Origin of the sequence: Streptomyces sp. NPDC058145, assembly GCF_042884245.1 — a bacterium.
Taxonomy (GTDB): domain Bacteria; phylum Actinomycetota; class Actinomycetes; order Streptomycetales; family Streptomycetaceae; genus Streptomyces.
In genome coordinates this window covers 158,750-184,926 of sequence record NZ_JBHVUH010000011.1, presented here as the reverse complement: position 1 = coordinate 184,926, position 26,177 = coordinate 158,750, and the positions used below count along the sequence as shown (strand labels likewise).

Here is a 26,177-nt window from a genome sequence, read left to right as displayed (position 1 = left end):
CGACTACTGGTCGCGCGGGGCCCGTTGGCACTTCGGGCAGAAGTAGCTGGACCGGTTCATCCACGGGCGGCGCCGCATGGGCGTGCCGCACCGCTTGCAGGGCAGACCCTCGCGGCCGTACGCGTCCAGGGACCGGTCGAAGTAGCCCGACTCGCCGTTCACGTTGACGTAGAGGCTGTCGAAACTGGTGCCGCCGACGGCGAGGGCCGCGTTCATCACATCACGGACGTGGCCGAGGAGTTCGGCGGTGCGCGGCCGGGTGAGGCCGGCCGTGGGCCGTTCGTAGTGGAGGCGGGAGCGCCACAGGGCCTCGTCCGCGTAGATGTTGCCGACCCCGCTGATCAGCGACTGGTCCAGCAGGGCGCGCTTGATGGTGGTGCGCTTGCGGCGCAGGGCGAGGTGGAAGGCCTCGTCGTCGAACAGCGGGTCGAGGGGGTCGCGGGCGATGTGCGCGATGACGTCGGGCAGGCCGTCCGGGGTGTTGTCGTGCAGCGAGAGTCCGCCGAACGTCCGCTGGTCGACGAAGCGCAGCTCGGTGCCGAGGGAGTCGGCGAACCGGACCCGGACGCGCAGGTGCTTCTCGTCCGCCGTCTCGTGCGGCTGCACCAGCAGCTGGCCGCTCATGCCGAGGTGGGCGAGGACCGACTGGTTCGTCTCCTCCAGCGGCAGCCACAGATACTTGCCGCGCCGGCTTGGCGTACCGATGTGGTGGCCCTTGAGCCGGTGCGCGAAGTCGTCGGCGCCCGCGACATGCCGGCGCACGGCACGCGGGTGCAGCACCTCGACGTCGGCGACCGTGCGGTGGGCGACCCACCGCTCCAGGCCGCGCCGGACGACCTCGACCTCGGGCAACTCGGGCATCGTGACCCCCGTACGAACCGTGGGATGAAGGCGAGCGCCCGCCCCGGCGTGAACGTCGGGGCGGGCGCTCGGTGTTGCTCTCGTCAGGCGGGCGCGGACGACGTGTCGTCGTCCTCGACGGCCTCCTTGGCCGCCTTGGCGCGCTCGTCCGCGGCGGCCCGGATGGCCCGCCAGGCGGACTCGGCGGCCTGCTGCTCCGCCTCTTTCTTGCTGCGGCCGGTGCCGGTGCCGTACGAGACGCCTCCGACGCGGGCGGCAGCAGTGAAGGTCTTCTCGTGATCCGGACCGGTTTCCGTGACCAGGTACTCGGGGACGCCGAGCCCTTCGGTCGCGGTCAGCTCCTGGAGACTGGTCTTCCAGTCCAGGCCGGCACCGAGATTCGAGGACTTCTCGATCAGCGGGTCGAACAGGCGGTGCACCAGTTCGGAGGCCGCGTCGAGGCCCTGGTCGAGATAGACCGCGCCGATCACCGCTTCAAGGGTGTCGGCGAGGATGGACGCCTTGTCCCGGCCGCCCGTGCCCTCTTCACCCCGGCCGAGCCGGATGAAGGCGCCCAGGTCGAGCCCGCGGCCCACCTCCGCCAGCGCACGCGAGTTGACCACCGCGGCCCGCAGCTTGGCCAGCTGGCCTTCGGGCAGGTCGGGGTGGGTGCGGTACAGCGTGTCCGTGACGACGAGGCCGAGCACGGAGTCCCCGAGGAACTCCAGCCGCTCGTTCGTCGGCAGACCGCCGTTCTCGTACGCGTAGGAACGGTGGGTCAGCGCTCGCACCAGAAGGGCGGACTCGAGCTGATAGCCGAGCCGCCCTTCCAGAAGCGTGTGGGACGAGGCCTGGTTTTCCGCCGCCTTCTTGGGACTGGACACAGTGCCTCTCACCAGCCCGCTCAGACTTCGAGGACCTGGCGCTTGTTGTAGGTGCCGCAAGACGGGCACGCGATGTGCTGCAGCTTGGGCTCGTGGCAGCGCTCGCACGCAACCAGGGTGGGGACCGCAGCCTTCCACTGCGACCGGCGGTGGCGCGTGTTGCTGCGCGACATCTTCCGCTTCGGAACAGCCACGGCTACTTCTCCTGCTTCTCGTCGACGCCCGCTTCGGCGCCGCTCATCTCGTCCTTCTCGCCGTCCTGCATGGTGCCGGCGAGTCCCTGCAATGCCGCCCAACGAATGTCGACGGCGTCATGGTGGTGGTCCGGGTCGTCCGCGAGCCGCGCTCCACACTCGGAGCACAGGCCCGGGCAGTCGTCCTGGCACACCGGCTGCATCGGCAGTGCGAGCACCACCGCATCGCGCAGCAGAGGTTCGAGGTCGAAAAGTCCGTCCTCGAGGAAGAACCTGTCCTCGTCGTCCTCGGCGTCGTCGCCCGGTTCCGCGATCACACGGCCCCGGTCGTCGGCGTCAGGGTACGAGAACAGCTCCTGGAAGTCCGCTTCGAGCTCCAGCCCGAGCGGCTCCAGACACCTTACGCACTCCCCCTCGGCCTGTGCACGGGCGGTGCCCGTGACGAGCACCCCTTCCATGACCGACTCGAGTCGGAGTTCGAGCTCCACCGGGGCGCCTTCCGGCACTCCGATGACTCCCTGCAGACCGAGGTCCCTGGGGGCGTCGATCGTGCGGGTCAGGCGCTGCAGCGCGCCAGGACGCCGACCCAGCTCGTGCGAATCGAACACGAGGGGGTTGCGGTGGTCCAGCCGGGCGTTGGAAGCCATTCCTGCTTTCGATCTTCGAACTCGGAGGGCCGCCACCCGTCGGTGTTCCGGGCAGCGGTGATCGCGGACGTACACGCGACCGAAGAGCCAGGATACTGGACCTTTCGCTCAGGGCCCAATCCGGTGGTGGCTCCAGGGGCACCGGCTACAGGCCGCGCCCCTGTTCGTACGCCCGCAGCTGCTCCGCGCTGATCATGCCGGTGTCGAAGAGGCTGGTCTCGTCGAGGGCGTAGCCCTGCTGCTCCTGCGCCTGCTGGGACTGGTGCGGCTGCTGGGACTGGTGGGTCTGCTGGGGGTCGTACGGGGCCTGCTGGGGGTCGTACGGGGCCTGCTGGGGGTCGTACGGGGCCTGCTGGGAGTCGTACGCGGCCTGCTGGGAGTCGTAGGCGCCCTGCTGGGAGTCGTAGGCGCCCTGCTGGGAGTCGTAGGCGCCCTGATAGGCGTAGGGGTCGGCCTGCTGGTAGCCGTACGGGTCCTGCTGCGCGTAGTCGGGCTGCCGCGGGAAGCCCCCGTACGGGTCGGGCTGCTGCTGGACGGGGGCGCTTGCCGCCGGGGCGTAGCCGGAGGCGGGGGAATAGGCCGGCTGCGGCTCGTACGACGGCTGCGGCGGCTGGACGGGCTGCGGTGGCTGCTGGGCCGGTGCGGGGCGCGCGGCCGGGACGTCGGCGAGGGCCGCGAGGTCGGCCAGGTAGTCGGCGTCGCTGGAGTGCTGGAAGGTCGTGGTGTCGTCGGCGAGGGCGCCGAGGTCGTCCGTGGCGATCCGGCCGTGCAGCTTCTGCCGGCCGCGGCCGACGGCCTCCAGGGTCTTGGCCAGGACCGCCTCGAAGGCACCGAGCTTGACGTCGACGTACGCGTCGGCGTTGTGGCGCAGGGTCTCGGGGTCCTGGCTGCGCTCAGGCGCGTCCTCGTCCTCGTAGCCGTTCTCGTCCAGGCCGGGGCCGGTGCCGAGCAGCTTCTCGCGGCCGCGGCCGACCGAGCCGAGGGTCTTGGTGAGGACGACCTCGAAGTTGGCGAGCTTGGAGTCGACGTAGTCATCGGCCTCGGCGCGGATCTCCTCGGCCTCCGTACGGGCCTCGGTGAGGATCCGGTCGGCCTCGGCCTGGGAGCGGCGGGCGATCTCGGTGTCGGAGATCAGCGAGCCGCGCTCGGCGTGGGCGCTCTCGATGATCCGCCCGGCCTCGACGCGGGCCTGCTCGACCATCTGCTCACGGTCGCCGATCAGCTCCTGGGCCTGCGCGAGCGAGCCGGGCAGCGCCTGGCGCACCTCGTCGAGGAGCGCGAGCAGCTCGGCGCGGTTGACCACACACGAGGCCGACATCGGCATGGACCGGGCGCCGGTGACCGCGGCGACGATCTCGTCGAGCTTCTTCTGGACGTCCACCTGTGCTCGCCACTCTCTACAGCTGTGTTGGAGACGGACGGGACGACTGTAGTCCCATCAGCCCTTGCGCAGACGCCCGTTCAGGGCCTCGAGAACCGCGGGCGGAACCAGGTGGGAGACGTCGCCGCCCCAGGCCGCGACCTCCTTGACCAGCGAGGAGGAGAGGAAGCTGTAGGTGGGGTTGGTGGGCACGAACAGCGTTTCGACCCCGGTGAGGCCGATGTTCATCTGGGCCATCTGCAGCTCGTAGTCGAAGTCGCTGACCGCGCGCAGGCCCTTGACGATGGCGGGGATGTCGCGCTGCTTGCAGAAGTCCACGAGGAGGCCGTGGAAGGCCTCGACCCGGACGTTGCCGTACTCGGCGGTGACCTCGCGGATCAGCTCGATCCGCTCCTCGATCTCGAACAGGCCCTTCTTGGACTGGTTGATCATCACCGCCACGTAGACCTCGTCGTACAGACGCGAGGCGCGGGCGATGATGTCGAGGTGTCCGTTGGTGATCGGGTCGAACGACCCGGGACAGACGGCGCGGCGCACTTGTGATCCCTCGCTCTCCGGTCCGGTCATCGTGCGTCTTCGCACGTTGAGGCGGCGCGACCGTACCAAAACGTTCCCTCGCCGTAGCGACGGGACCGGATCGCCTCGAAGCCGTCCGGCCAGTGGAATTGGCCGCCTCTGGTGCTGCGCTCCACGGTGACGAGGGCTTCTTCGGCGAGCCAGCCCCCCGTGCGGAGTGTGAGCAGGATCTCCCGAAGATCGTCGTCCGTGACGGCGTACGGAGGATCCAGGAAGGCCAGCTCGTAGGGGGCGGCGGGGGGTGCCGTTCTGATCACTTGTTCCGCTTTGCCCGCTCTCACCTCGGCGCCGGGCAGGCCCAGGTTCCGCACGTTGTCCCGGACGGTCTTCGCCGCGCGGGCGTCCGCTTCGACCAGGAGGGTGTGGCCGGCGCCCCGGGAGAGGGCCTCCAGGCCCACGGCACCGGATCCGGCGTAGAGGTCGAGGACCCGTTCGCCGTCCAGGGGGCCGCCGAGCAGGGACTGCCAGGTGGAGAAGAGACCTTCGCGGGCGCGGTCGGACGTGGGGCGGGTTCCGGTGCCGGGTGGTACTGACAGGCGCCGTCCGCCGGCCCGGCCGGCGATCACGCGGGTCATGTGGGGGTCCTTCTCCGTGGGCGGCTTTACGCCTCATTGTGGCCGGTCGCGCCCGCGCGGCGGTAGCCGCCCGCGGAGTACGGCCCCGTGCCCCTGCGGGTGGGTCCGCGTCAGCCCTTCTCCAGGTACTGCTCCCGCTCCTCGTCCAGCAGGGCGTCCAGGGCGGTCCGGAGGCCCGGAAGGTTCGCCAGCTCGGGGTCGGCCGCCACCACCGCCGCCGCCTCCTGCCTGGCCTCGGCGATGAGTTCCTCGTCCTCGATGACCGCGAGGACGCGGAGGCTGGTGCGGGCGCCGGACTGGGCCTGGCCGAGGACGTCGCCCTCGCGGCGCTGCTCGAGGTCGATGCGGGAGAGCTCGAAGCCGTCGAGGGTGGCGGCGACGGCGTTCAGGCGCTGGCGGGCGGGACTGGCCTCGGGCATCTCGCTGACCAGGAGGCAGAGGCCGGGGGCCGAGCCGCGGCCCACCCGGCCGCGGAGCTGGTGGAGCTGGGAGACGCCGAACCGGTCCGCGTCCATGATCACCATGGCGGTGGCGTTGGGTACGTTGACGCCGACCTCGATGACCGTGGTGGCGACCAGGACGTCCGTCTCGCCGGCCGCGAAGCGGCGCATGACGGCGTCCTTGTCGTCCGGGTGCATTCGGCCGTGCAGGACCTCGATCCGCAGGCCCTGGAGCGGGCCGCGGGCGAGCTGGTCGGCCACCTCGAGCACCGCGAGCGGCGGGCGTTTCTCGGCCTCGTCCTCGGCGGACTTCTTCGCGCCCTTCCCGGGGTCGTCCTCCTCGTCGCCGATCCGCGGGCAGACCACGTAGGCCTGGTGGCCGTTCTGCACCTCCTCGCGGACCCGCTCCCAGGCGCGGGCGAGGAAGTGCGGCTTGTCGGCGGCGGGGACGACATGGCTGGCGATCGGCGAGCGGCCGGCCGGGAGCTGGTCGAGGACGGAGGTCTCCAGGTCGCCGAAGACGGTCATGGCGACCGTGCGCGGGATGGGGGTCGCCGTCATGACCAGCAGGTGCGGGGGCTGCTTGCCCTTGCCGCGCAGGGCGTCGCGCTGCTCGACGCCGAAGCGGTGCTGTTCGTCCACGACCACCAGGCCGAGGTCGTGGAACTGGACCTTGTCCTCGATCAGGGCGTGGGTGCCGATGACCAGGCCGGCCTCCCCGGTGACCAGGTCGAGCAGGGCCTGGCGGCGGGCGGCCGCGCCCATCGAGCCGGTGAGCAGCACCACCTTGGTGGCGTGCTCGGCGCCGCCCAGCATGCCTCCCTCGGCCAGCTCGCCCATCATCTCGGTGACCGAGCGGTGGTGCTGCTGGGCGAGGACCTCGGTGGGCGCGAGCATCGCGGCCTGGCCGCCCGCGTCGACCACGGCGAGCATGGCGCGCAGCGCTACGAGCGTCTTGCCGGAGCCGACCTCGCCCTGGAGGAGGCGGTGCATCGGGTGCTCGGTGGCGAGGTCGTCGAAGATCTCCTCGGAGACCTTCCGCTGGCCCTCGGTGAGGGTGAAGGGCAGCCGGTCGTCGAAGGCCGTCAGGAGGCCGTCGGGTTCGGGTCTGCGGGCCACCGCCGGGAGCTGGGCGTCGGCGTGGCGGCGGCGGGCGAGGGCGACCTGGAGGACGAAGGCCTCGTCCCACTTCAGGCGGGCCCGGGCGTCGGCGATGTCGGCCGGGGTGTGCGGGCGGTGGATCTTGAGCAGGGCCTCGGGGAGGCCGACAAGGCCGCGGCCCTCCTGGAGGGCGGGCGGCAGGGGGTCCACGGCTTCCTGGGCGCTGGGCAGCACCGTCTGGACCGCCTTGCCGATCTTCCAGGACTCCAGTTTGGCGGTGGCCGGGTAGATCGGGATCAGGGCGCCGGCCCAGGTCTCGACGGTCTCCTCGCTGTCACCGCGCAGCAGTTCGTAGGCCGGATGGGCGAGTTGGAGGCGGCGGTTGAAGACGGAGACCTTGCCGGCGAACATCGCCCGCGTGCCCGGCAGCAGCTCCATGTGGGGCTTGTGCACGCCGTTGCCGAAGAAGACCAGCTGGAGCCTGCCGCTGCCGTCGGTGATCGTGACCTCGAGGCGCTGCCCCTTGCCGCGCGGGGCCCGGGACGAGGCGAAGGTGTGCAGGCGGGCGTCCGCGACCTGGGCGACCACCGTGACGTGCTCGTCCATCGGGAGTTCGGCGAGGGGGGTGAGCCGGCCGCGCTCCTCGTATCTGCGCGGGTAGTGGTGCAGGAGGTCGCCGACTGAAGTCAGGCCGAGGTGCTCGGCCATCACCTTCGCGGTGGCGGGGCCGAGCACTGACTTCAGTGGTTGCTTCAGTGGTTCTTCCAGTGCGGGCACGGGATCCATTGCACACCACCGCACTGACAAAGCCGTAGAGGCCGCCCGACGGCTTCGGGTCCGCGAGCCGTACCGATTCGGGAAACCGCTGGTCAGGTGGTCCGCTCCGGCTCTAGGATGGCGCGCTCCGGCCATCCCCCGCGGTCACCGCCCCATCCGGGACCGCCCGACCCCGCGCCGAACGCACGCTCCCCCCGCCGGCGCTGCGACGATGGACTCCCAGACCTCACAGTCATCCCAGGCATCCCAGTCACCCCACACGTTCCAGGTCGACCTGCGCGGTCTGGTGGACCTGCTCTCCCATCACCTCTACTCCAGTCCCAAGGTCTATCTGCGCGAGCTGCTGCAGAACGCGGTGGACGCCATCACGGCCCGGCGGGCCGAGGACCCCGGCGCCCCGGCGCGGGTGCGGCTGCACGCGGCGGACGGGACGCTGCGGGTGGAGGACTCCGGCGTCGGGCTCACCGAGTCGGACGTGCACAGCCTGCTGGCGACCATCGGCCGCAGCTCCAAGCGGGCGGACGGCCTGCAAGAGGCCCGGTCCGACTTCCTCGGGCAGTTCGGCATCGGTCTGCTGGCCTGTTTCGTGGTCGCCGAGCGGATCCGGGTGGTCAGCCGCAGCGCCCGTACGCCCGGGGCCCCGCCGGTGGAGTGGACGGCCCGCGACGACGGCTCGTACACCGTGCGCACGCTGCCGGACGCGGAGCGGCCCGAGCCGGGCACCACCGTGCACCTGGTGGCCCGGGCCGGTGCGGCGGAGTGGCTGTCGCCCGAGCGGGTCCGTGCCCTGGCCCGGGACTTCGGTTCGCTGCTGCCGTACGACGTCCGGGTGGGCGAGGAGGCGGTCACCGACCTGCCGGCGCCCTGGGACCGCACGTACCCCTCTCCGGCCGCCCGGAGGGTGGCGCTGGCCCGGCACTGCCACGAGCTGTTCGGGTTCACGCCCCTGGACTCGATCGGCCTGGACGTGCCGGTCGCCGGGATCCGCGGGGTCGCGTACGTGCTGCCGTCGGCGGTCAGCCCGGCGCAGCGGGCAACGCACCGGGTGCACCTGAAGGGCATGCTGCTCACCGAGCGGGCCGAACAGCTCCTGCCGGACTGGGCGTTCTTCGTGCGCTGTGTGCTGGACACCGACAGCCTGCGGCCCACGGCCTCGCGCGAGGCGCTGTACGAGGACGAGACGCTGGCGGCCGTGCGGGAGGCCCTGGGCGAGCGGATCAGGTCCTGGCTGACCGGGCTGGCGGCCGGCGACCCGGAGCGGCTGGCCGCGTTCCTCGCCGTGCACCACCTGGGGGTGAAGTCCCTGGCCCGGCACGACGGGGAGATGCTGCGCACGATGCTGCCGTGGCTGCCGTTCGAGACCACCGACGGTCAGCTCTCCCTGGAGGAGTTCGCGCAGCGGCACCCGGTGGTGCACTTCACGCGGACGGTCGAGGAGTACCGGCAGGTCGCGCCGATCGCCTCCGCGCAGGGCGTCGGGGTGGTCAACGGCGGTTACACGTACGACAGCGAGCTGGTGGAGGCGCTGCCTTCGGTGCGGCCGGGCACGGTGGTCGCCGAACTGGACGCGGACACGGTGACCGCGCACCTGGACGCGGTGGATCCGGCGGAGGAGCTGGCGCTGTCCGGCTTCCTGGCGGCGGCGCGGGCGAAGCTCGATCCCCTGGGCTGCGATGTCGTCCTGCGCGCGTTCCACCCGCTGTCGGTGCCCGCGCTGCACCTGGACGACCGGGCCGCCCGGCACGAACAGGCCCGGGCCGAGGCCGAGGAGCGGGCCGACGACCTGTGGGCGGGCATCCTGGGCTCGCTGCGCGGCAGCGCACCGCGCGCGCGGCTGGTGCTCAACCATCTCAACCCGCTGATCCGGCGGATCGCTTCGGTCAGGGACCCGGAGCTGATCGGCACCGCCACCGAGTCGCTGTACGGGCAGGCGCTGCTGATGGCGCGGCGCCCGCTCAGGCCGGCGGACTCGGCGCTGCTCAACCGGGCGTTCATCGGCCTGCTGGAGTGGGCCACACACGGGGAGAACGGTCACTGATGGGCGAGATCACGGACTTCGACGCGCTGCGCCGGGCGATGGCGGAGAACTCCGGGCAGCCGGAGGGGCCGGCCCGCAACGCGCGCGCGGAGCAGTTGCTCGCCGAGGCCGAGCGGCTGAACCTCCCGCTCGCCGTGATCGAGGCGCTCGGACACCAGCTGAAGGTCTACAACTACAGCTCCGAGAAGGACAAGATGTTCGTCCCGTTCGCGCGGCTGCTGCGCCTGTGGGACGAACGGCCCGAGGACTTCGACGAGTACGAGACGCACTCGCTGCACTGGGTCTTCAAGTGGATGTCGGCCGGCATGCTGGACCAGCCGCACGTCCCGCTGGCCTCGGTCGAGAAGTGGCTCGGCGAGATGGAGCACCGCTACCGGCTCGCCGGGCACTCCGAACGGGCCGTGCGCGCCGCCGAGTTCAGCGTGGCCGCGCACATCGGTGACCTGGCCCGGGCCGGGCGGGCGTTCGCCGCCTGGCTGGCCGCGGACCGGGACCGGATGGCCGACTGCCACGCCTGCGAGCTGCACGGGCAGGGCACCTGGCAGGTGGAGTGCGGCGAGGACGCGGAGGCGCTGCGACTGTGGCGGCCGGTGCTGGAGGGCGAGTACAGCTGCGCCCACGAGCCGCACACCGTGCTGGCCTCCTCGCTGGCGCCGTTGCTGCGGCTGGGCCGGACGGACGAGGCCCGCGCCCACCATCTGCGCGGTTTCCGCCTGGTGCGCCCCATGGAGAGCATGCGCGGCGCCTACGCCGACCATGTGGAGTTCTGCGCGCTGACCGGCAACGAGGCGCGCGGTCTGGAGCTGCTGGCCGAGCGGCCGGCGTACTTCACGGACACCGGGCATCCGCGCAGCCGGCTGGACTTCCTGGCCGTGGTGGCCCTGCTGATGGACCGGATGACCGTCCTCGGTCTGGGCGGGCAGCGGGTGCCGGGGCCAGCCGGGCGGGCCTGGACCGCGGGGGAACTGGCCGCCCACGCGCGCGCGGAGGCGCTGGAGCTGGCCGCGCGGTTCGACGCGCGCAACGGCACGTCGTACGTCGGCGACCGCGTCCGCGCGCGGATGGCCCAGGAACCGCTGGTGGAGCGGCTGCCGCTGGGAGTGCGCACGGTGCGCGCCCACCCTGCGCCGGTGGCCGCGCCGCCCGTGCCCGCGGCGCCCGAGAGGGACGCGGGCTCCGGCGAGTCCGGCCTGGCCGCCCTGCTGGCCGAGGCGCGCCGGCTGTCGGACACACTGCGGCCGCACGCGCTGGAGGCGTGGGCGGCGGTCGCGCGGGCCGCCGAGGGGGTGGAGCTGGAGCCGCGCGGCCGGGCGGAGATCGCCGACCACGAGGCGATGGAACGCGGCCCCGAGGGTGGTCCCCTGTTCGAGCGGGCCGCCGCGCTGTACGCGGAGGCGGGCGACCCCGGCGAGGCGCTGGCGGCACGCGCGCGCGGTGCGTATGTGCGGGCGCTGGCGGGTGAGGTGGACGCGGCGGTGACGGCGGTCGCCGCGCTCCGCGACGAGGTGCTCGCGCTGTACGCCGCGGAGGACACCGGTGTACGGCAGGCGGCGGCGGTGCTGATGAGCCGGGCGCGGATCCTCGTGCGGCGGCTGCACGACCGCGGCGGGGACGGCGACGTCGGCGACCCGGAGGAGACGCTCGCGGAGGCCGGGCGGGCCGTTCGGGAGGTGCTGGCGCTCGTCGGGGGACGCGCGGACGGCGACGTACGGCTGGCCGCTCGGGCCGCCGAGGCGCGCGGGATGCTCGCCGGGCTGGCCGCGCTCGCCGGGGACGCGGAGCGGGCCGCCGAGGGTTACCGGCTGGCCGCCGCCGAGTACGTGGCGGCCGGTCTGCCCTGGTTCGCGGTGGAGTACGAGGTCGAGGCGGCCGGGCTGGCCCATGGGCTCGGCGATCCGGCCGGGACCGAGCGGGCGCTGCGGTCGGCGCTGGAGCACGGCGGCCCGTACGTGGAGCCGGCCGGGCGGGCCCAGCTGCATCTCCAGCTCGCCGAGGTGATCGGCGGCCGGGGCGGGACCGGGGAGGCCGCGGAGCACGCGCTGGAGGCCGCGCACTGGGCCGACGCGGCGGGCGAGAGCGGCACCCTGGGCGCGTGGGCACGGCACCAGCTCGGCGGTTTCCTGCTGCGTGAGGGGCGGTGCGCGGAGGCCGCCGAGGTGCTGGAGTCGGCGCTGCCCGACCTGACCGCCGAGACGCACGGCGAAGGAGCCGTCGTACAGGCGCAGTGGTGGCTCGGGGACTGCCTGAGCGAACTGGGCGAGCACCGGGCGGCGGCGGAACGGCGGCTGCGGGCCGCCGAGATCGCCCGGCACTGGCCCGAGCAGCAGGACCACGCCACGCTCGCCCATCTCGCCGCGGAGTCGCTGGGCGACGCGGGGCTGCTCGAGGACGCGGACCGCGCCTACGCGCGCGCGGGCGAGCTGTGGCGCGGGCTCGGCAACCCGTACTTCCTGGTGCGCTCGCTGCGTGCCCGTGCCTGGCTGGCGTTGCGCGGCGAGGGGCCGGCGGACGGGGCGCGGGAGCTGATGGCGGAGGCGGTGCGCGAGTGCGAGCACGCCCTGGAGGCGGCGGAGCCGGCGGTCCGGGACCGGCTCACCGCGGAACTGGCGAACACTCACCTTCAGTTCGGTGATCTGCTGGCCCGGTCGGCGGCCGGGGGCACCGAGGACGGGGACCAGGAGATCAAGGAGACCTTCGAGGCGGCGATGGCCCGGATGGACCGCGCGGCCGAGGTGTTCGGCTCGCTCGGCGCGGAGGGGCTGCACGGCCGCACCGGCGCCGAACTCGCCGCGGGCCGGCTGGCGGCCGACCTCGGACGTCCGGCGGAGGCGGCGGCACGCGCGCGCGGTGTCCTCGCTGCCTACGAGGACACCCGCACCCCGGACGACACGGCCCGCTCCCGCCGCGCCGAGGCCGAGGAGCTCCTCGACGCCCTGCCGGAGCACTGAGCGGGCGCCTCACACCACCGGGGTCACTCCACGCCGATGAGCAGCAGGGATCCCTGGCGGCCACCCCGGTGGACCAGCGTGTCCACCGCGAGGTAGGACTCGCGGACGTGGGTCTCCAGGTGGGTGGCGACGGACTCGGGGGCCTCGTCCCCGACGACGAGGGTGACCAGTTCGCCGCCCGCCCGGAGCATACGGTCCAGGAGGGTCACGGCGGTGGCGATGAGGTCCGGCCCGATCACCGCCACATCGCCGTCGATCAGGCCCAGCACGTCCCCGGCCTGGCAGATGCCGGCCGACGTCCAGGACTGGCGTTCGGCGACGAGCACCTCGGCGTACCGGGTGGCGCCCGCCGCCGAGGTCATCTGGACGACGTCCTCGTCGAACCGCCGCTCCGGCGCGTGCACGGCGAGCGCGGCGATGCCCTGGACCGCCGAGCGGGTCGGGATCAGGGCGACCCGGATGCCCTCGGTGCGGGCCTGCTCGGCGGCCGCGGCGGCGGTGTGGCGCAGTTCGGCGTCGTTGGGCAGCAGCACCACCTCGCGCGCGTGGGCACGCCGTACGGCCTGCACCAGCTCCCCGCTGGCGGGCGGCTCTCCGGGACGGGCGAGCACGGTGGTCGCGCCGGCCTCGCCGTACAGCCCGGCCAGACCCTCGCCGGGCACGACGGCGACGACCGCCCGCTGGGCGCGCTCGCGCGGCGGCCGCTCGCCCCCGGTGTGCACGTCGCCGGCCCCGAAGTGGGTGATCCGGATCCGGTACGGCCGGCCCGCCTCGACGCCCGCCTCGACGGCGGCCCCCGCGTCGTCGACGTGCACGTGCACGTTCCACAGTCCGTCGCCGCCGACCACGACGAGGGAGTCCCCGAGGGCGTCGAGCCGCGCGCGCAGCCGGGCCACGGCCTCGTCGCCGGCCTCCAGGAGATAGATCACCTCGTAGGCGGGGCCGTCGTCGTCGGTGCCGTCGGCGCAGGTCTCGGCGTCGGGGACGGCCGCCACGCGCGCGTGCGCCTCGGCGACGGCGGCCGCGGTCTCGCGGACGGCCTCCCGCGCCCTGGGGATCTCGTTGACCGCCTCTCCCGTGCACGCCTCCACCAGGGCGCCGAGCACCGTGACCAGCCCCCGGCCGCCCGCGTCGACCACTCCGGCCCGCCGCAGCACGGCCAGCTGGCCCGGGGTCGCCGCGAGTGCCAGGCCGGCGCCCTCGTAGGCGGCCCGGGCGACCGCCCCGCAGTCGCCCTCCGCTCCCCCGGCGGCGGCCGCGGCATCCGCGGCCGCCGCGGCGACGGTGAGCACGGTGCCCTCGACGGGGTGGGCCACGGCCCGGCGGGCGGAGTCGGCGGCGTGCCGCAGGGCCAGGCGCAGCCCGGCGCCGTCGCAGTGGGACGCAGCACCCGCCTCTCCCCCGGCGAGCACCTGGGCCATGCCCCGCAGCAGCTGGGCGAGGATCGTGCCGGAGTTGCCCCGGGCCCCGATGAGCGCCCCGTGGGCCATCGCGTGCGCGGCGTCCGCGAGGGAGGGCTCCTCGGCCCCGGTCCCGTACCCGGCGAACACGGCCTCCACGGCGGTGGCCGCCGATTCCACGGTCAGGTACAGATTGGTCCCGGTGTCACCGTCGGCCACGGGATAGACGTTGATCGCGTCGATCTCCTCGCGCGCCCTCCCGAGCGCGCGCAGCGCCAGACCGCACCAGGTGCGCACCGCGAGAGCATCCAGTGTCTGCGGCACCTGCGCCACCTGCGCCTCCCTGAGCTGCTTGGACGTGGACGCAGCGTAGACCCCGGAGCGGTGGCCTCCGGAGGAAGGCCGGGAGCGGGCCCCTGAGCTGCCATGGTAGTTTCGCGGTACGGACGCAGCCGTTGTATGCTGCTCCGGTTGCCCGATCCTGATCGGGCCATTCCCCCCTGGCAGCGCCACTCAAGATCTCAGATCCTAGGATCTCGATCCCGGCATGCCGGGATCAACCGTAAGTGCATCTGAAGTCTTTGGAGTGACCCGTGGCTGCCAACTGCGACGTCTGCGGCAAGGGGCCGGGCTTCGGCAACAACATCTCGCACTCGCACCGCCGTACGTCCCGCCGCTGGAACCCGAACATCCAGCGTGTGCGTACCGTGGTCGGTGGGACGCCGAAGCGCGTGAACGCCTGCACCTCGTGCATCAAGGCCGGCAAGGTCTCGCGCTGACGCATAGTTGAGCGCGCGGCCACTGTCCGGTCCGCTGCACTGAGCCGGTCCACCTCCGGGTGGGCCGGCTTTTTGCCGTATCCGCGCTCACGGCCCGTACGCGCGCGATCGTCTCCCGCACGGGATCATCTCCCCCAGCGGCAAGATCACTTCGGTGACCGGAACCGCCAACCGTGGTCTACCGGTCCGATCCCGGCGCCCAGCGCGAACCCGGCGGCGATCGCCCCGGTCACGTACTCCTTGGCCCGCGTCACCGCCTCCGGCACGGTCAGTCCCTTCGCCAGCCCCGACGCGACGGCCGAGGCGAGCGTGCAGCCCGTGCCGTGCGTGTGCCGGTTGTCGTGGCGCGGGGCCCGCAGCCAGTGCTCCCGCGAGCCGTCCGTGAGCAGATCCACGGCGTCGCCGGGCAGATGCCCGCCCTTGATCAGCACCCATCGCGGCCCGTACTCCAGCACGGCCGCCGCGGCCCGGCGCAGATCGCCCTCGGACTCGACCCGGACCCCTGTGAGTTGGGTCACCTCGTCGAGGTTGGGCGTGGCCACGGTCGCCACCGGCAGCAGCCTGCCCCGGACCGAGTCCAGGGCGGAGGCGGCGAGCAGCGGATCGCCGTGCTTGGAGACGCCCACCGGGTCCACGACGGCCGGAGCGTCGGTGCCGGAGATCAACTCGGCGACCGCCTCGACCAGTTCCGCCGAGGCGAGCATCCCGGTCTTCACGGCCTGCACGCCGATGTCGTCGACCACGCTGCGGTACTGGGCCCGTACGGCCTCCACCGGCAGCTCCCAGGCGCCCTGCACGCCCAGCGAGTTCTGCGCGGTCACCGCCGTGATCACGCTCATCCCGTGCACGCCGAGCGCCAGCATCGTCTTCAGGTCTGCCTGCACGCCCGCACCGCCGCCCGAGTCGGACCCGGCGACGGTGAGTACCCGGGGGATCACGATTCGATGTCCCCGAAGTGGTCCCAGCCGCCCTTGCTGGTCCACGGGGCCCCGTCGACGGTCACCTGGGGCAGCGCCGAGGGGTTGAGGACCTCGCCGATCACCTTCCAGCGGGCCGGGAGCTTGGCGTCCGGTGGGAACGTGGCCACGATCGCGTGGTCCTCTCCCCCGGTCAGCACCCACTGGAGCGGGTCGACGCCGACGGCCTGCCCGATGTCGTTCATCTGCGTCGGGATGTCGATCGCGCCGGACCGGATGTCGATGCGCACCTTGCTGGCCTCGGCGATGTGCCCGAGGTCGGCGATCAGGCCGTCGCTGACGTCGCACATCGCGGTGGCGCCGAGCGCGGCGGCGGCCGGACCCGCGTGGTACGGCGGCTCGGGGCGCCGGTGGGCCTCCACGAAGGCGCGCGGCGAGCGGAAGCCGCGGGAGAGCACCGCGTAGCCGGCCGCGGACCAGCCCAGCCAGCCCGTGACGGCCACGAGGTCGCCGGGCTGGGCGCCGGCGCGGGTCACCGGCTCCTGGTTGCGCAGATCGCCGAGCGCGGTGATCGACACCATGATGGTGTCCCCGCGCACGACGTCCCCGCCCACCACCGCGGCACCCGCGACCTGGCACTCGTCGCGCAGCCCGTCCATCAGCTCGGTCGGCCAGGTGACCGGGAGTTCGGCCGGGACGACCAGGCCGAGCAACACCGCGGTCGGTACGGCGCCCATCGCGGCGATGTCCGCCAGGTTCTGCGCCGCGGCCTTGCGCCCGACGTCGTACGCCGTGGACCAGTCGCGGCGGAAGTGCCGTCCCTCCAGCAGGATGTCGGTGCTCGCCACCACCCTGCGGTCGGGCGCGGCGACCACCGCGGCGTCGTCACCGGGGCCGACCCGGACCACCGGGGTCGTGGTGAGACGGGAGGTCAGCTCCCGGATGAGCCCGAACTCACCCAACTCACCCACTGTGCCCTTCATTGCCTCAAGCCCCTTCTGTGCCTCTGCGTGCCCGGTCGCGCGTCATCAGTCTCCCCGATACCGTCGAGGTGACCGTCAACTTCTGTCGTGCCTGCACCCCCGGCGCGCAAGCCCGGTCCCCGCGGGTCTCCCCGCGGGGAGCGGCGACGCGATACCGTGGCGTTCCTTTTCCCCACATGATCCTCGTGGCCGCCCTGGAGGTTCCGTGGTACAGGCGTACATCCTGATCCAGACGGAGGTCGGCAAGGCGTCGACCGTCGCCGAGACGATCGGCAAGATCCCTGGAGTGATCCAGGCCGAGGACGTGACGGGACCGTACGACGTCATCGTGCGCGCCCAGTCCGAGACGGTCGACGAGCTCGGCCGCATGGTGGTCGCGAAGGTCCAGCAAGTGGACGGCATCACCCGCACCCTGACCTGTCCGGTCGTCCATCTGTAGCCCCCGTCTACGCTTGGCCGGTGAACTTCTTCCGCCACCGGCCGTTCGGCCTGCTCGCGCCCGCGCTGCTGCTCGCGGTCGCGGGCTGCTCCACAGCAGACGACAGCGCCACGTCCGCGGTTCCCACCCCCGACGCGAAGACGGCGAAGGCCTGCCGGGACCTGCACCGGGCGCTGCCCGGGAAGCTCGACGGACGGAGCCGTCACGACCCCGAGCCCCGGTCCGCCTACACGGCGGGCTGGGGAAGCCCGGCGATCATACTGCGCTGCGGTGTCGTACGGCCGCCGAAGATGGTCGACCCCAAGGTGGCACAGGGCGGCGACCCGGACGCCGTCGCGGGCCGGGTGAACGGTGTCGACTGGCTGATGGAGAAGCGCGGCGACGGCACCTGGCGCTTCACCACGGCGAACCGCGTGGCCTATGCGCAGGTGAGCCTGCCCGGGGGGATGTCGGCACAGGACGAGGGCGCCTCGGTGCTCACGGACCTGGCGGACGCCGTGAAGAAGGCGATCCCCAAGGGGATCGCCTCCATGCGGTGAGCGCGCGGGGTCAGCGCAGTCCGGTCGAGCGGCGCAGGGCCGCCTGCACCAGCCGGTCCACCAGCTCCGGGTAACTGATCCCGGTGGCCTGCCACATCTGCGGGTACATCGAGATCGGCGTGAACCCGGGCATGGTGTTGATCTCGTTGATCACGAACTCGCCGTCCTCGTCGAGGAAGAAGTCGGCGCGGACCAGGCCCTCGCAGGAGGCCGCCTCGAACGCCTCCACCGCGAGCCCCCGCACCTCGGCGGTCTCCTCGTCGGTGAGCGGGGCCGGGACGATGCCGGGCGTGGAGTCGATGTACTTGGCCTCGAAGTCGTAGTACGCGTGCGCGTCCGGCGGCGGGATCTCGGCCGGCACGGAGGCGCGCGGTCCGTCCTCGAACTCCAGGACACCACACTCGATCTCGCGGCCGCGGACGGCGGCCTCGATCAGGATCTTCGGGTCGTGCGACTGGGCCTCGGCGATCGCCTCGTCCAGGCCGGAGAGGTCGTCGACCTTGGTGATGCCGATGGAGGAACCCGCGCGCGCGGGCTTCACGAACAACGGCCAGCCGTGCTCGCCGGCGAAGTCGACGATCCGCTTGCGGGCCGCGGACTCGTTCTGCTCCCACTCGCGGGGGCGGATCACCATGTACGGGCCGACCTTGAGCCCGAAGGAGGTGAACACCCGCTTCATGTACTCCTTGTCCTGGCCGACGGCCGAGGCGAGCACACCCGAGCCCACGTACGGCACTCCGGACAGCTCGAGGAGGCCCTGGAGGGTGCCGTCCTCGCCGTACGGGCCGTGCAGCACCGGGAAGACCACGTCGACCTCGCCGAGGGCCTTGGGCACCGAGCCGGGCTCGCTGTAGACGACCTCGCGGTTCGCGGGGTCGACGGGGAGCACCACACCGCCCTCGTCCGACTCCGCCAGCTCGGCCACACTCGGGGTGCGGCGGTCGGTGATGCCCATCCGGTCCGGCTCGTCGGCTGTCAGCGCCCAACGGCCGTCCGCGGTGATGCCGATCGGCAGGACGTCGTACTTCGTCCGGTCGATGGCCTTGAGGACGGCGCCCGCGGTGACCACGGAGATCCCGTGCTCGGAGCTGCGCCCGCCGAACACGACGGCCACACGCGGCTTGCGGGACGGCTGGTCAGGGCTCTGGGGGAGGTTCTCGGTGCTCATATCGGGTTGAGAGTACCCGTTGGTATTCCCCAAGTCAGCGGCCGCTCCGGCGCGGTCGCTCAGCGTCGCGCGGACGGTCGCTCAGCGTCGCGCGGACGGTCGCCCGGCGCCGGGCCGACACCGCCCGGCGCCGCGTGGGAGGGGTTCAGCGCCGCTCGGACTTGGCGCTGCGCGACATCAGCTCCTTGAGGGCGACCACCGGCGGCTTGCCCTCGTGCACGATGTCCACGACCGTCTCGGTGATGGGCATCTCGACACCGTGCCGACGGGCCAGATCCGCCACCGACTCGCAGGACTTGACGCCCTCGGCGGTCTGCTTGGTGACCGCGATGGTCTGCTCGAGGGTCATGCCCTTGCCGAGGTTGGTGCCGAAGGTGTGGTTGCGGGACAGCGGCGAGGAGCAGGTGGCCACCAGGTCGCCGAGGCCCGCTAGGCCGGAGAACGTCAGCGGGTCCGCGCCGAGCGCCATGCCGAGCCGGGTGGTCTCGGCGAGGCCGCGCGTGATGAGCGAGCCCTTGGCGTTGTCACCGAGGCCCATGCCGTCGGCGATGCCGACCGCGAGGCCGATGACGTTCTTGACGGCGCCGCCGAGTTCGCAGCCGACCACGTCGGTGTTGGTGTACGGCCGGAAGTACGGCGTGTGGCAGGCGGCCTGGAGCCGCTGGGCGACGGCCTCGTCGGTGCAGGCCACCACGGCCGCGGCGGGCATGCGGGCGGCGATCTCCCGGGCCAGGTTGGGCCCGGTGACGACGGCGATGCGGTCGGCGCCGACCTTGGCGACGTCGTCGATCACCTCGCTCATCCGCATGGTGGAGCCCAGCTCGACGCCCTTCATCAGGGAGACGAGCACGGTGCCCGGCGCGAGCAGCGGGGTCCACTCGGCGAGGTTGGCGCGCAGGGTCTGGGAGGGGACGGCGAGGACGGTGAAGTCCGCGTCGCGCAGCGCCTCGGCGGCGTCGGCGGTGGCCCTGAGGTTCCGCGGGAGTTCGACGCCGGGCAGGTAGTCGGGGTTGGTGCGGGTGGAGTTGACCGCCTCGGCCAGCTCCGGACGGCGGGCCCACAGGGTCACCTCGCAGCCCGCGTCGGCGAGGACCATGCCGAAGGCGGTGCCCCACGAACCGGTGCCCATGACGGCGGCACGGACAGTCCTGCTCACTTGGCGCTCTCCTCCTCGGTGCCGGTCCGCGAGACTTCCCGGCCGGCCTCCGTGGCCTCCGGGCCGGTGGCCGCCGGCGCGGCCTGCGCGGCGGTCCTGCGGCGCTGCTCGATCCGCTCGCGGCGCGGGTCGTAGGGGGTCTCGGGCGCCTTCTCGCCGCGGATCTCCTCGAGCAGGCGGGTGACGGCCGCCATGATGACCTCGGTGACCTCCTTCAGGAGGTCGGCGGTCATCTCCTTGTCGTAGAAGGGGGAGAGGTCCACGGGCGGGCCCGCCAGGACCTGGTGCGTCTTGCGCGGCAGGAGGTGGGGCTTCTTGGCGTAGGGCGGCAGCAGTTCGTTGCAGCCCCACTGGGCGACCGGGATCACCGGGCATTTGGTCTGCAGGGCCACGCGGGCGGCGCCGGTCTTGGCGGTCATGGGCCAGCCGTCGGGGTCACGGGTGAGGGTGCCCTCGGGGTAGAAGGCGACGCACTCGCCGCGCTCCACGGCGTCGATCGCGGCCCGGAACGCGCTGAGCGCGTCCGTGCTCTCGCGGTAGACGGGGATCTGTCCGGTGCCGCGCATGGCGGCGCCGACGAATCCCTTCTTGAAAAGGCCGCTCTTCGCCAGGAATCGCGGAACCCGTCCGGTGTTGTACTGATAGTGCGCGTACGCGAAGGGGTCGACGTGTGAATTGTGGTTCACCGCGGTGATAAATCCGCCCTCGGCCGGAATGTGCTCCATTCCACGCCAGTCCCGCTTGATCAGAACCACCAGCGGCGGTTTGCAGAGGACCGCAGCGAAGCGGTACCAGAACCCGATTTGGCGGCGGGGCACGCGGACACCTTCCTCTAGGCCTCTAAGGGCTGTCACCTCGGCACCTCGGCCAGGGGCCGCACAAGTGTCGCCCCAGGCCGCCGGTCTGTCGAGAACACCGTACGCCCGCCCGTCCCCGGCCACCGCCCTGCCGGGAGCCTCGCGTCCTCACCGGTACCCGGCCCGGCCGGACGCGGCCCGGGTGACAATGAGCGCGACAAGAGAGGGGCGGTACGCCGGTGCAGTGGACCTTGGTCATCCCCCTGAAGCCTCTGGCGCGGGCCAAGAGCAGGCTCTCGGACACCGCCGCGGACGGGGTGCGCCCCGGGCTGGCGCTGGCGTTCGCGCAGGACACGGTGGCCGCGACGCTGGCCTGCACCGCGGTCGCGGATGTGGTGGTCGTCACGGACGACGCGCTGGCCGGCCGGACGCTTCAGGCGCTGGGCGCCCGGATCGTCCCGGACGCTCCGGGCAGTGGGCTGAACGCCGCGCTCGGGCACGGGGCGGCCGCCGTAAGGGAATCGCGCCCGGCCGCCGCGGTCGCGGCGCTGAACGCGGATCTCCCGGCGCTGCGCCCAATGGAATTGTCCCGGGTGCTGGAAGCGGCGGCCGAATATCCGCGGGCCTTTCTCGCGGACGCGGCCGCGGTGGGCACCACTCTGCTGAGCGCGGCGCCGGGACGGCCGTTGCGGCCGGCATTCGGCACCGATTCCCGGGCCCGGCACCGGGCATCGGGTGCCGCGGAACTCGGGCTCACGGACGTGAATTCCGTACGGCAGGACGTGGACACCGGCGAGGATCTGCGGGCCGCGCTCGCGCTGGGGGTGGGGCCGTACACGGCGGCGGTGTCCGCGGGGTTGCTGATTCCGGGGTCCTGAGACGGCTGTCCGGTCGCCCGGTGTGGAGGCGGCGGGGGTGCTGCGCCCGCCCGCGCCGGCGGGGTGCCGCCGCGCCCACCCGTGCCGCCCCTGGCGGTACGCATGCCCGCAGCCATGCAGGGGGCGTTACGCTGGCCGTCATGCAGGCCACCGCATACACGTACGACCCCGGCACCCGCAGCGGGCAGGTGCTGCTCGACGACGGGACCCCCGTGCCCTTCGACGCGGCGGCGTTCGACGCGGGCGGGCTGCGGTTGCTGCGGCCCGGGCAGCGGGTGCGGATCGAGACGGAGCGCGAGGGCGCGGCCGTACGGATCACCCTGGTGACCCTGCAGACGTTCTAGGGGTGTTGATCAGGGCGGCACACACGCCGCGGGCCGGGCTCCCGAGGGGAGTCCGGCCCGGCGCGTGAGTGCCCTGGCGACCTCAGGAGGCCTTGCGGGCGGTGGCCTTCTTGGCGGTGGTCTTGCGGGCCGTCGACTTCTTGGCCGGCGCCTTCTTGGCAGTGACCTTCTTGGCCGGGGCCTTCTTGGCCGTCGCCTTCTTCGCGGTGGTCTTCTTCGCCGCGGCGGTCTTGGCGGTCGCCGTGGTCTTCTTGGCGGTCGTCTTCTTCGCCGTGGCCTTCTTCGCGGCGGCGGTGGTCTTCTTCGCCGGTGCCGCCTTCTTGGCGGTGGCCTTCTTCGCCGCGGCCGCCTTGGTCGTCTTCTTCGCGGCGGCCTTCTTGACCGTGGCGGAAGCGCCGCCGGTCAGGCTGCCCTTGGGCGCCTTCTTCACCGAGACCTCGCCGCCCCGCGGCAGCTTCTTCGAGCCGCTCACCAGGTCCTTGAAGCCCTGGCCCGCGCGGAAGCGCGGCACCGAGGTCTTCTTGACGCGAACCCGCTCGCCCGTCTGGGGGTTACGGGCGTAGCGGGCGGGGCGGTCCACCTTCTCGAAGGACCCGAAGCCGGTGACCGAGACCCGCTCGCCCGCGACGACCGCGCGGACGATGGCGTCCAGGACATGATCGACAGCCTCGGCGGCCTGCTGGCGGCCGCCCATCCTGTCGGCAATCGCTTCTACGAGCTGCGCCTTGTTCACGTCTTCCCCTTCGGAGACATCGCCAGAACGAAAGTGTTCAAGCTTTTTCGCACGTTAGGCAGATATATACCGCAAATCAAACACGAAACGGGCTTATCACCCTTGTGCCGCAGCGAAATCGGCTGTCCCGGACCGCTCAGTGGCCCTCTTCGGGGATTCGTCCCTCGTCGAGGTCCGCGTTGAACCGCTCCAGTCGCCTTGCCGCACCGGCGAGATCGTGCTTGGCCGCGGCCGTAATGACCAACAGCTTCCGGGTCAGCGCCATCCGTACGCCCTCCGGGACTTGCAGTGCGCGCACTCTTGAGTGCGCTTCCTTGAGTTGGTCCGCGACCGCCGTATAGAGCTCGAGTTGGCCGTCGTGTTCCATGCACAGATTGTGCCATCTGGGGCGAGTTGTCGCCTGCGCAGGGTGCAACTGCCGCGCCGGACAGTCCTGTCGGCGCTCGCGCGGACCCCCGGCCCCGCAGAGCGCCTACCCGGCCAACCAACGCTCTAACGTGGGACGTTGTGCGGGCCGAGGGGCTGGCGTGGGGCCGTTCGGGTGCAGACACGGCTGTACCCCCAATCGTGGCGATCGGGGGTACAGCCGGTGTGTTGGGGTGGCCGAAAGTCGACCTGCCGGGGCCGCCGGGTCAGAGCTGGAGCGTGCGCGGCTTGTAGGCGGGCCGCTTGCCCTCGTAATCGGCGATGTCGGGCTCGTTCCGCAGGGTGATGGAGATGTCGTCCAGCCCGTTCAGCAGCCGCCAGCGGGAGTTCTCGTCGAGCTCGAAGGAGGCGGTGACGCCCTCGGCGCGCACCTCGCGGGTCTGCAGGTCGACGGTGATCTCGGCCTGCGGGTCCGCCTCGGTCAGCGCCCACAGCGCGTCCACGACCTGCTGGTCGAGCACCACCGTGAGCAGGCCGTTCTTCAGCGAGTTGCCCCGGAAGATGTCCGCGAAGCGGGAGGAGATCACGGTCTTGAAGCCGTAGTTCTGCAGCGCCCACACGGCGTGCTCCCGGGAGGAGCCGGTGCCGAAGTCGGGACCGGCGACCAGGACGGTCGCGCCCTGCCGCTCGGGACGGTTGAGCACGAACTCCGCGTCCTTGCGCCAGGCCTCGAACAGCCCGTCCTCGAAGCCGTCCCGGGTCACCTTCTTGAGCCAGTGGGCGGGGATGATCTGGTCGGTGTCGACGTTGCTGCGGCGCAGCGGGACGGCCCGGCCGGTATGGGTGGTGAAGGCTTCCATGATTCTCAGACTCCAGCGGGCGTGCGGTCGTCGGTCAGGTCGGCGGGCGAGGCCAGGTGCCCCAGGACCGCGGTGGCCGCCGCGACCTGCGGCGACACCAGGTGGGTACGGCCGCCCTTGCCCTGCCGGCCCTCGAAGTTGCGGTTGGAGGTGGACGCGGAACGCTCACCCGGGGCCAGCTGGTCGGGGTTCATGCCGAGACACATCGAGCAGCCCGCGTGCCGCCATTCGGCGCCGGCCTCCTTGAAGACCACGTCCAGGCCCTCGGAGACGGCCTGCAGACCGACCCGGACGGAGCCCGGGACGACCAGCATCCGTACGCCGTCGGCGACTTTGCGGCCGCGCAGCAGATCGGCGGCGGCACGCAGGTCCTCGATGCGGCCGTTGGTGCAGGAGCCTACGAAGACGGTGTCCACGTCGATGGAGCGCAGCGGCTGGCCGGCCGCCAACCCCATGTACTTCAGGGCGTTTTCGGCGGCGAGGCGCTCCGAAGCGTCTTCGTACGAAGCCGGGTCGGGGACGGACGCCGAAAGCGGCGCGCCCTGGCCGGGGTTGGTACCCCAGGTGACGAACGGCGACAGCTCGTCGGCGGCGATGACGACCTCGGCGTCGAAGACCGCGTCCTCGTCGGTGCGCAGGGTCTTCCAGTACTCGACCGCGGCGTCCCAGTCGGCGCCCTCGGGGGCGTGCGGACGGCCCTTGAGGTACTCGAAGGTGGTCTCGTCGGGGGCGATCATGCCCGCGCGGGCGCCGGCCTCGATCGACATGTTGCAGATGGTCATCCGGGCCTCCATCGAGAGCTTCTCGATGGCGGAGCCGCGGTACTCCAGGACGTAGCCCTGACCGCCGCCGGTGCCGATCCGCGCGATGATCGCCAGGATCAGGTCCTTGGCGGTGACGCCCTCGGGCAGCTCGCCCTCGACGGTGATGGCCATGGTCTTCGGGCGGGCCATCGGCAGCGTCTGGGTGGCCAGCACATGCTCCACCTGGGAGGTGCCGATGCCGAACGCCAGCGCGCCGAACGCGCCGTGCGTCGAGGTGTGGGAGTCGCCGCAGACCACGGTGGTGCCGGGCTGGGTCAGGCCCAGCTGGGGGCCGACGACGTGCACGACGCCCTGCTCGACGTCGCCCAGCGGGTGCAGCCGCACCCCGAACTCGGCGCAGTTCTTGCGCAGCGTCTCCAGCTGGGCGCGGGAGACCGGGTCGGCGATGGGCTTGTCGATGTCGAGGGTCGGGGTGTTGTGGTCCTCGGTCGCGATGGTGAGGTCGAGACGGCGCACCTGACGACCGCTCTTGCGCAGGCCGTCGAAGGCCTGCGGGCTGGTCACCTCGTGCAGCAGGTGCAGATCGATGTAGAGGAGGTCGGGCTCGCCCTCGGCGCGCCGGACGACGTGGTCGTCCCAGACCTTCTCCGCGAGTGTCCTACCCATCGCTTTCCCTCCGGCCGGCAAGCGTCCACCGGCCCAACTCGAGATCTTGGGGAGACGGCGCCCGCGCCCCGGTTCTCGGACGTCCGCCGCCGGGCCCTGTGGTGCACGGGCCGCTGTGTGATTCCAGGGTGGCGCGTTCCACGGAAAATTGAACTTGCGTTTCACAGAGTGAGACGCGAGTATCGTTTCATGGACAACAGTAGCGGCGTCGGCGTTCTGGACAAGGCGGCCCTCGTCCTGAGCGCTCTGGAGTCCGGTCCGGCCACCCTCGCGGGTCTGGTCGGCGCCACCGGACTGGCACGACCCACGGCCCACCGCCTGGCCGTGGCCCTGGAACACCACCGCATGGTGGCACGCGACATGCAGGGCCGGTTCATCCTCGGCCCGCGCCTCGCGGAACTGGCGGCGGCGGCCGGCGAGGACCGCCTGCTCGCCACGGCGGGCCCCGTGCTCACCCACCTCCGCGATGTCACCGGCGAGAGCGCGCAGCTCTACCGGCGCCAGGGTGACATGCGGATCTGCGTGGCCGCGGCGGAGCGTCTGTCCGGCCTGCGGGACACGGTCCCGGTCGGCTCCACGCTGACCATGAAGGCCGGCTCCTCCGCCCAGATCCTGATGGCCTGGGAGGAGCCGGAGCGCCTGCACCGCGGTCTGCAGGGCGCCCGTTTCACGGCGACGGCCCTGTCGGGCGTACGGCGGCGCGGCTGGGCCCAGTCCATCGGCGAGCGCGAACCGGGCGTGGCGTCCGTCTCCTCGCCCGTGCGCGGCCCCTCCAACCGTGTGGTGGCCGCGGTGTCCGTCTCCGGCCCGATCGAGCGCCTGACCCGTCACCCGGGCCGTATGCACGCCCAGGCGGTCATCGACGCGGCGGCCCGCCTCTCCGAGGCGCTGCGCCGCACCGGCTGAGCCGCGAATCCCCGGGAACGTCACCGGGGAGGGTCCGCCCCAACGCCGCGGCGAGCCCTCCCCGGTCCCCCGATCCCCCCG

26 protein-coding genes are annotated in these 26,177 nt (G+C 72.5%); 8 read left to right on the top strand and 18 right to left on the bottom strand.

What is annotated here, in order from left to right; translation table 11 throughout:
• Positions 1 to 3: 3 nt before the first annotated feature.
• The 8 genes from mutM to recG form a co-directional block, all read right to left on the bottom strand.
• A complete protein-coding gene (mutM, locus tag ACFVVO_RS25425) occupies positions 4 to 861 on the bottom strand; it encodes a bifunctional DNA-formamidopyrimidine glycosylase/DNA-(apurinic or apyrimidinic site) lyase (protein WP_390057895.1) in 858 nt (285 codons plus the stop codon).
• 83 nt (positions 862 to 944) lie between these two features.
• On the bottom strand, positions 945 to 1,736 hold the full coding sequence (gene rnc / locus ACFVVO_RS25420) for a ribonuclease III (protein WP_390057894.1): 792 nt from the start codon (positions 1,734 to 1,736) through the stop codon (positions 945 to 947).
• An 8-nt stretch (positions 1,737 to 1,744) separates the two neighbouring features.
• Positions 1,745 to 1,918: a 50S ribosomal protein L32 gene (rpmF, locus tag ACFVVO_RS25415; RefSeq protein WP_007493396.1), complete on the bottom strand. Its 174-nt coding sequence runs from the start codon at positions 1,916 to 1,918 to the stop codon at positions 1,745 to 1,747.
• Between the two features lie 2 nt (positions 1,919 to 1,920).
• Positions 1,921 to 2,565, bottom strand: coding sequence for a YceD family protein (locus ACFVVO_RS25410; protein WP_390057893.1), 645 nt, complete (start codon positions 2,563 to 2,565; stop codon positions 1,921 to 1,923).
• A 145-nt stretch (positions 2,566 to 2,710) separates the two neighbouring features.
• On the bottom strand, positions 2,711 to 3,946 hold the full coding sequence (locus ACFVVO_RS25405) for a cell division initiation protein (protein ID WP_390057892.1): 1,236 nt from the start codon (positions 3,944 to 3,946) through the stop codon (positions 2,711 to 2,713).
• A 57-nt stretch (positions 3,947 to 4,003) separates the two neighbouring features.
• The gene (gene coaD / locus ACFVVO_RS25400) at positions 4,004 to 4,483 is read right to left on the bottom strand and encodes a pantetheine-phosphate adenylyltransferase (RefSeq protein ID WP_390058018.1); all 480 of its coding nucleotides are present in this window, start codon (positions 4,481 to 4,483) and stop codon (positions 4,004 to 4,006) included.
• Between the two features lie 26 nt (positions 4,484 to 4,509).
• Entirely contained in the window at positions 4,510 to 5,097 is a 588-nt protein-coding gene (gene rsmD / locus ACFVVO_RS25395) for a 16S rRNA (guanine(966)-N(2))-methyltransferase RsmD (protein WP_390057891.1), read from the bottom strand.
• 110 nt (positions 5,098 to 5,207) lie between these two features.
• Positions 5,208 to 7,424: an ATP-dependent DNA helicase RecG gene (gene recG, locus ACFVVO_RS25390; RefSeq protein WP_390057890.1), complete on the bottom strand. Its 2,217-nt coding sequence runs from the start codon at positions 7,422 to 7,424 to the stop codon at positions 5,208 to 5,210.
• A 202-nt stretch (positions 7,425 to 7,626) separates the two neighbouring features.
• Here recG and ACFVVO_RS25385 point away from each other — a divergent pair, with 202 nt between their 5' ends.
• Together ACFVVO_RS25385 and ACFVVO_RS25380 are read left to right on the top strand one after the other, a co-directional pair.
• On the top strand, positions 7,627 to 9,453 hold the full coding sequence (locus ACFVVO_RS25385) for an HSP90 family protein (RefSeq protein WP_390057889.1): 1,827 nt from the start codon (positions 7,627 to 7,629) through the stop codon (positions 9,451 to 9,453).
• Positions 9,453 to 12,401 carry a tetratricopeptide repeat protein gene (locus ACFVVO_RS25380; RefSeq protein WP_390057888.1) on the top strand — a complete coding sequence of 983 codons (2,949 nt, stop codon included), beginning with the start codon at positions 9,453 to 9,455 and terminating at the stop codon, positions 12,399 to 12,401. Before ACFVVO_RS25385 ends, ACFVVO_RS25380 begins: the two co-directional genes overlap by 1 nt.
• Before the next feature lie 23 nt (positions 12,402 to 12,424).
• On the opposite strand, the gene ACFVVO_RS25375 is transcribed toward ACFVVO_RS25380, so the two are convergent.
• A complete protein-coding gene (locus tag ACFVVO_RS25375; RefSeq protein ID WP_390057887.1) occupies positions 12,425 to 14,134 on the bottom strand; it encodes a DAK2 domain-containing protein in 1,710 nt (569 codons plus the stop codon).
• A gap of 260 nt (positions 14,135 to 14,394) precedes the next feature.
• On the opposite strand from ACFVVO_RS25375, the gene rpmB reads away from it, so the two are divergent.
• A complete protein-coding gene (rpmB, locus tag ACFVVO_RS25370; protein ID WP_003993230.1) occupies positions 14,395 to 14,580 on the top strand; it encodes a 50S ribosomal protein L28 in 186 nt (61 codons plus the stop codon).
• Between the two features lie 146 nt (positions 14,581 to 14,726).
• On the opposite strand, the gene thiD is transcribed toward rpmB, so the two are convergent.
• Both thiD and ACFVVO_RS25360 read right to left on the bottom strand, forming a co-directional pair.
• Positions 14,727 to 15,518, bottom strand: coding sequence for a bifunctional hydroxymethylpyrimidine kinase/phosphomethylpyrimidine kinase (thiD, locus tag ACFVVO_RS25365; protein ID WP_390057886.1), 792 nt, complete (start codon positions 15,516 to 15,518; stop codon positions 14,727 to 14,729).
• Complete coding sequence (locus ACFVVO_RS25360; protein WP_390057885.1) at positions 15,515 to 16,480, bottom strand: thiamine-phosphate kinase; 966 nt, start codon at positions 16,478 to 16,480, stop codon at positions 15,515 to 15,517. Before ACFVVO_RS25360 ends, thiD begins: the two co-directional genes overlap by 4 nt.
• A 205-nt stretch (positions 16,481 to 16,685) precedes the next feature.
• Here ACFVVO_RS25360 and ACFVVO_RS25355 point away from each other — a divergent pair, with 205 nt between their 5' ends.
• Entirely contained in the window at positions 16,686 to 16,919 is a 234-nt protein-coding gene (locus ACFVVO_RS25355) for an Lrp/AsnC family transcriptional regulator (protein WP_390057884.1), read from the top strand.
• 20 nt (positions 16,920 to 16,939) lie between these two features.
• A complete protein-coding gene (locus ACFVVO_RS25350) occupies positions 16,940 to 17,458 on the top strand; it encodes a DUF3515 domain-containing protein (RefSeq protein ID WP_390057883.1) in 519 nt (172 codons plus the stop codon).
• A 10-nt stretch (positions 17,459 to 17,468) separates the two neighbouring features.
• Here the strand turns inward: ACFVVO_RS25350 and ACFVVO_RS25345 are convergent, their stop codons facing one another.
• From ACFVVO_RS25345 to ACFVVO_RS25335, 3 genes are all read right to left on the bottom strand, one after another.
• Positions 17,469 to 18,626: a D-alanine--D-alanine ligase family protein gene (locus tag ACFVVO_RS25345; protein WP_390057882.1), complete on the bottom strand. Its 1,158-nt coding sequence runs from the start codon at positions 18,624 to 18,626 to the stop codon at positions 17,469 to 17,471.
• A gap of 145 nt (positions 18,627 to 18,771) precedes the next feature.
• The gene (locus tag ACFVVO_RS25340; RefSeq protein ID WP_390057881.1) at positions 18,772 to 19,782 is read right to left on the bottom strand and encodes an NAD(P)H-dependent glycerol-3-phosphate dehydrogenase; all 1,011 of its coding nucleotides are present in this window, start codon (positions 19,780 to 19,782) and stop codon (positions 18,772 to 18,774) included.
• Positions 19,779 to 20,600, bottom strand: coding sequence for a lysophospholipid acyltransferase family protein (locus ACFVVO_RS25335; RefSeq protein WP_390057880.1), 822 nt, complete (start codon positions 20,598 to 20,600; stop codon positions 19,779 to 19,781). The genes ACFVVO_RS25340 and ACFVVO_RS25335 overlap by 4 nt, the downstream gene beginning before the upstream one ends.
• Before the next feature lie 218 nt (positions 20,601 to 20,818).
• On the opposite strand from ACFVVO_RS25335, the gene cofC reads away from it, so the two are divergent.
• A complete protein-coding gene (gene cofC, locus ACFVVO_RS25330; RefSeq protein WP_390057879.1) occupies positions 20,819 to 21,457 on the top strand; it encodes a 2-phospho-L-lactate guanylyltransferase in 639 nt (212 codons plus the stop codon).
• Between the two features lie 140 nt (positions 21,458 to 21,597).
• Positions 21,598 to 21,801, top strand: a complete 204-nt coding sequence (locus ACFVVO_RS25325) for a hypothetical protein (RefSeq protein WP_390057878.1) — start codon at positions 21,598 to 21,600, stop codon at positions 21,799 to 21,801.
• 82 nt (positions 21,802 to 21,883) lie between these two features.
• Here the strand turns inward: ACFVVO_RS25325 and ACFVVO_RS25320 are convergent, their stop codons facing one another.
• The 4 genes from ACFVVO_RS25320 to leuC all read right to left on the bottom strand — a co-directional run bounded on the left by ACFVVO_RS25320 (position 21,884) and on the right by leuC (position 25,190).
• Complete coding sequence (locus ACFVVO_RS25320; protein ID WP_390057877.1) at positions 21,884 to 22,534, bottom strand: HU family DNA-binding protein; 651 nt, start codon at positions 22,532 to 22,534, stop codon at positions 21,884 to 21,886.
• Positions 22,535 to 22,670: 136 nt separating this feature from the next.
• Entirely contained in the window at positions 22,671 to 22,901 is a 231-nt protein-coding gene (locus ACFVVO_RS25315) for a hypothetical protein (RefSeq protein WP_390057876.1), read from the bottom strand.
• Positions 22,902 to 23,166: 265 nt separating this feature from the next.
• Positions 23,167 to 23,760 carry a 3-isopropylmalate dehydratase small subunit gene (leuD, locus tag ACFVVO_RS25310; protein ID WP_390057875.1) on the bottom strand — a complete coding sequence of 198 codons (594 nt, stop codon included), beginning with the start codon at positions 23,758 to 23,760 and terminating at the stop codon, positions 23,167 to 23,169.
• Positions 23,761 to 23,765: 5 nt separating this feature from the next.
• Positions 23,766 to 25,190 carry a 3-isopropylmalate dehydratase large subunit gene (gene leuC / locus ACFVVO_RS25305; RefSeq protein ID WP_390057874.1) on the bottom strand — a complete coding sequence of 475 codons (1,425 nt, stop codon included), beginning with the start codon at positions 25,188 to 25,190 and terminating at the stop codon, positions 23,766 to 23,768.
• 189 nt (positions 25,191 to 25,379) lie between these two features.
• Here leuC and ndgR point away from each other — a divergent pair, with 189 nt between their 5' ends.
• Positions 25,380 to 26,096: an IclR family transcriptional regulator NdgR gene (ndgR, locus tag ACFVVO_RS25300; RefSeq protein WP_390057873.1), complete on the top strand. Its 717-nt coding sequence runs from the start codon at positions 25,380 to 25,382 to the stop codon at positions 26,094 to 26,096.
• Positions 26,097 to 26,177 lie beyond the last annotated feature (81 nt).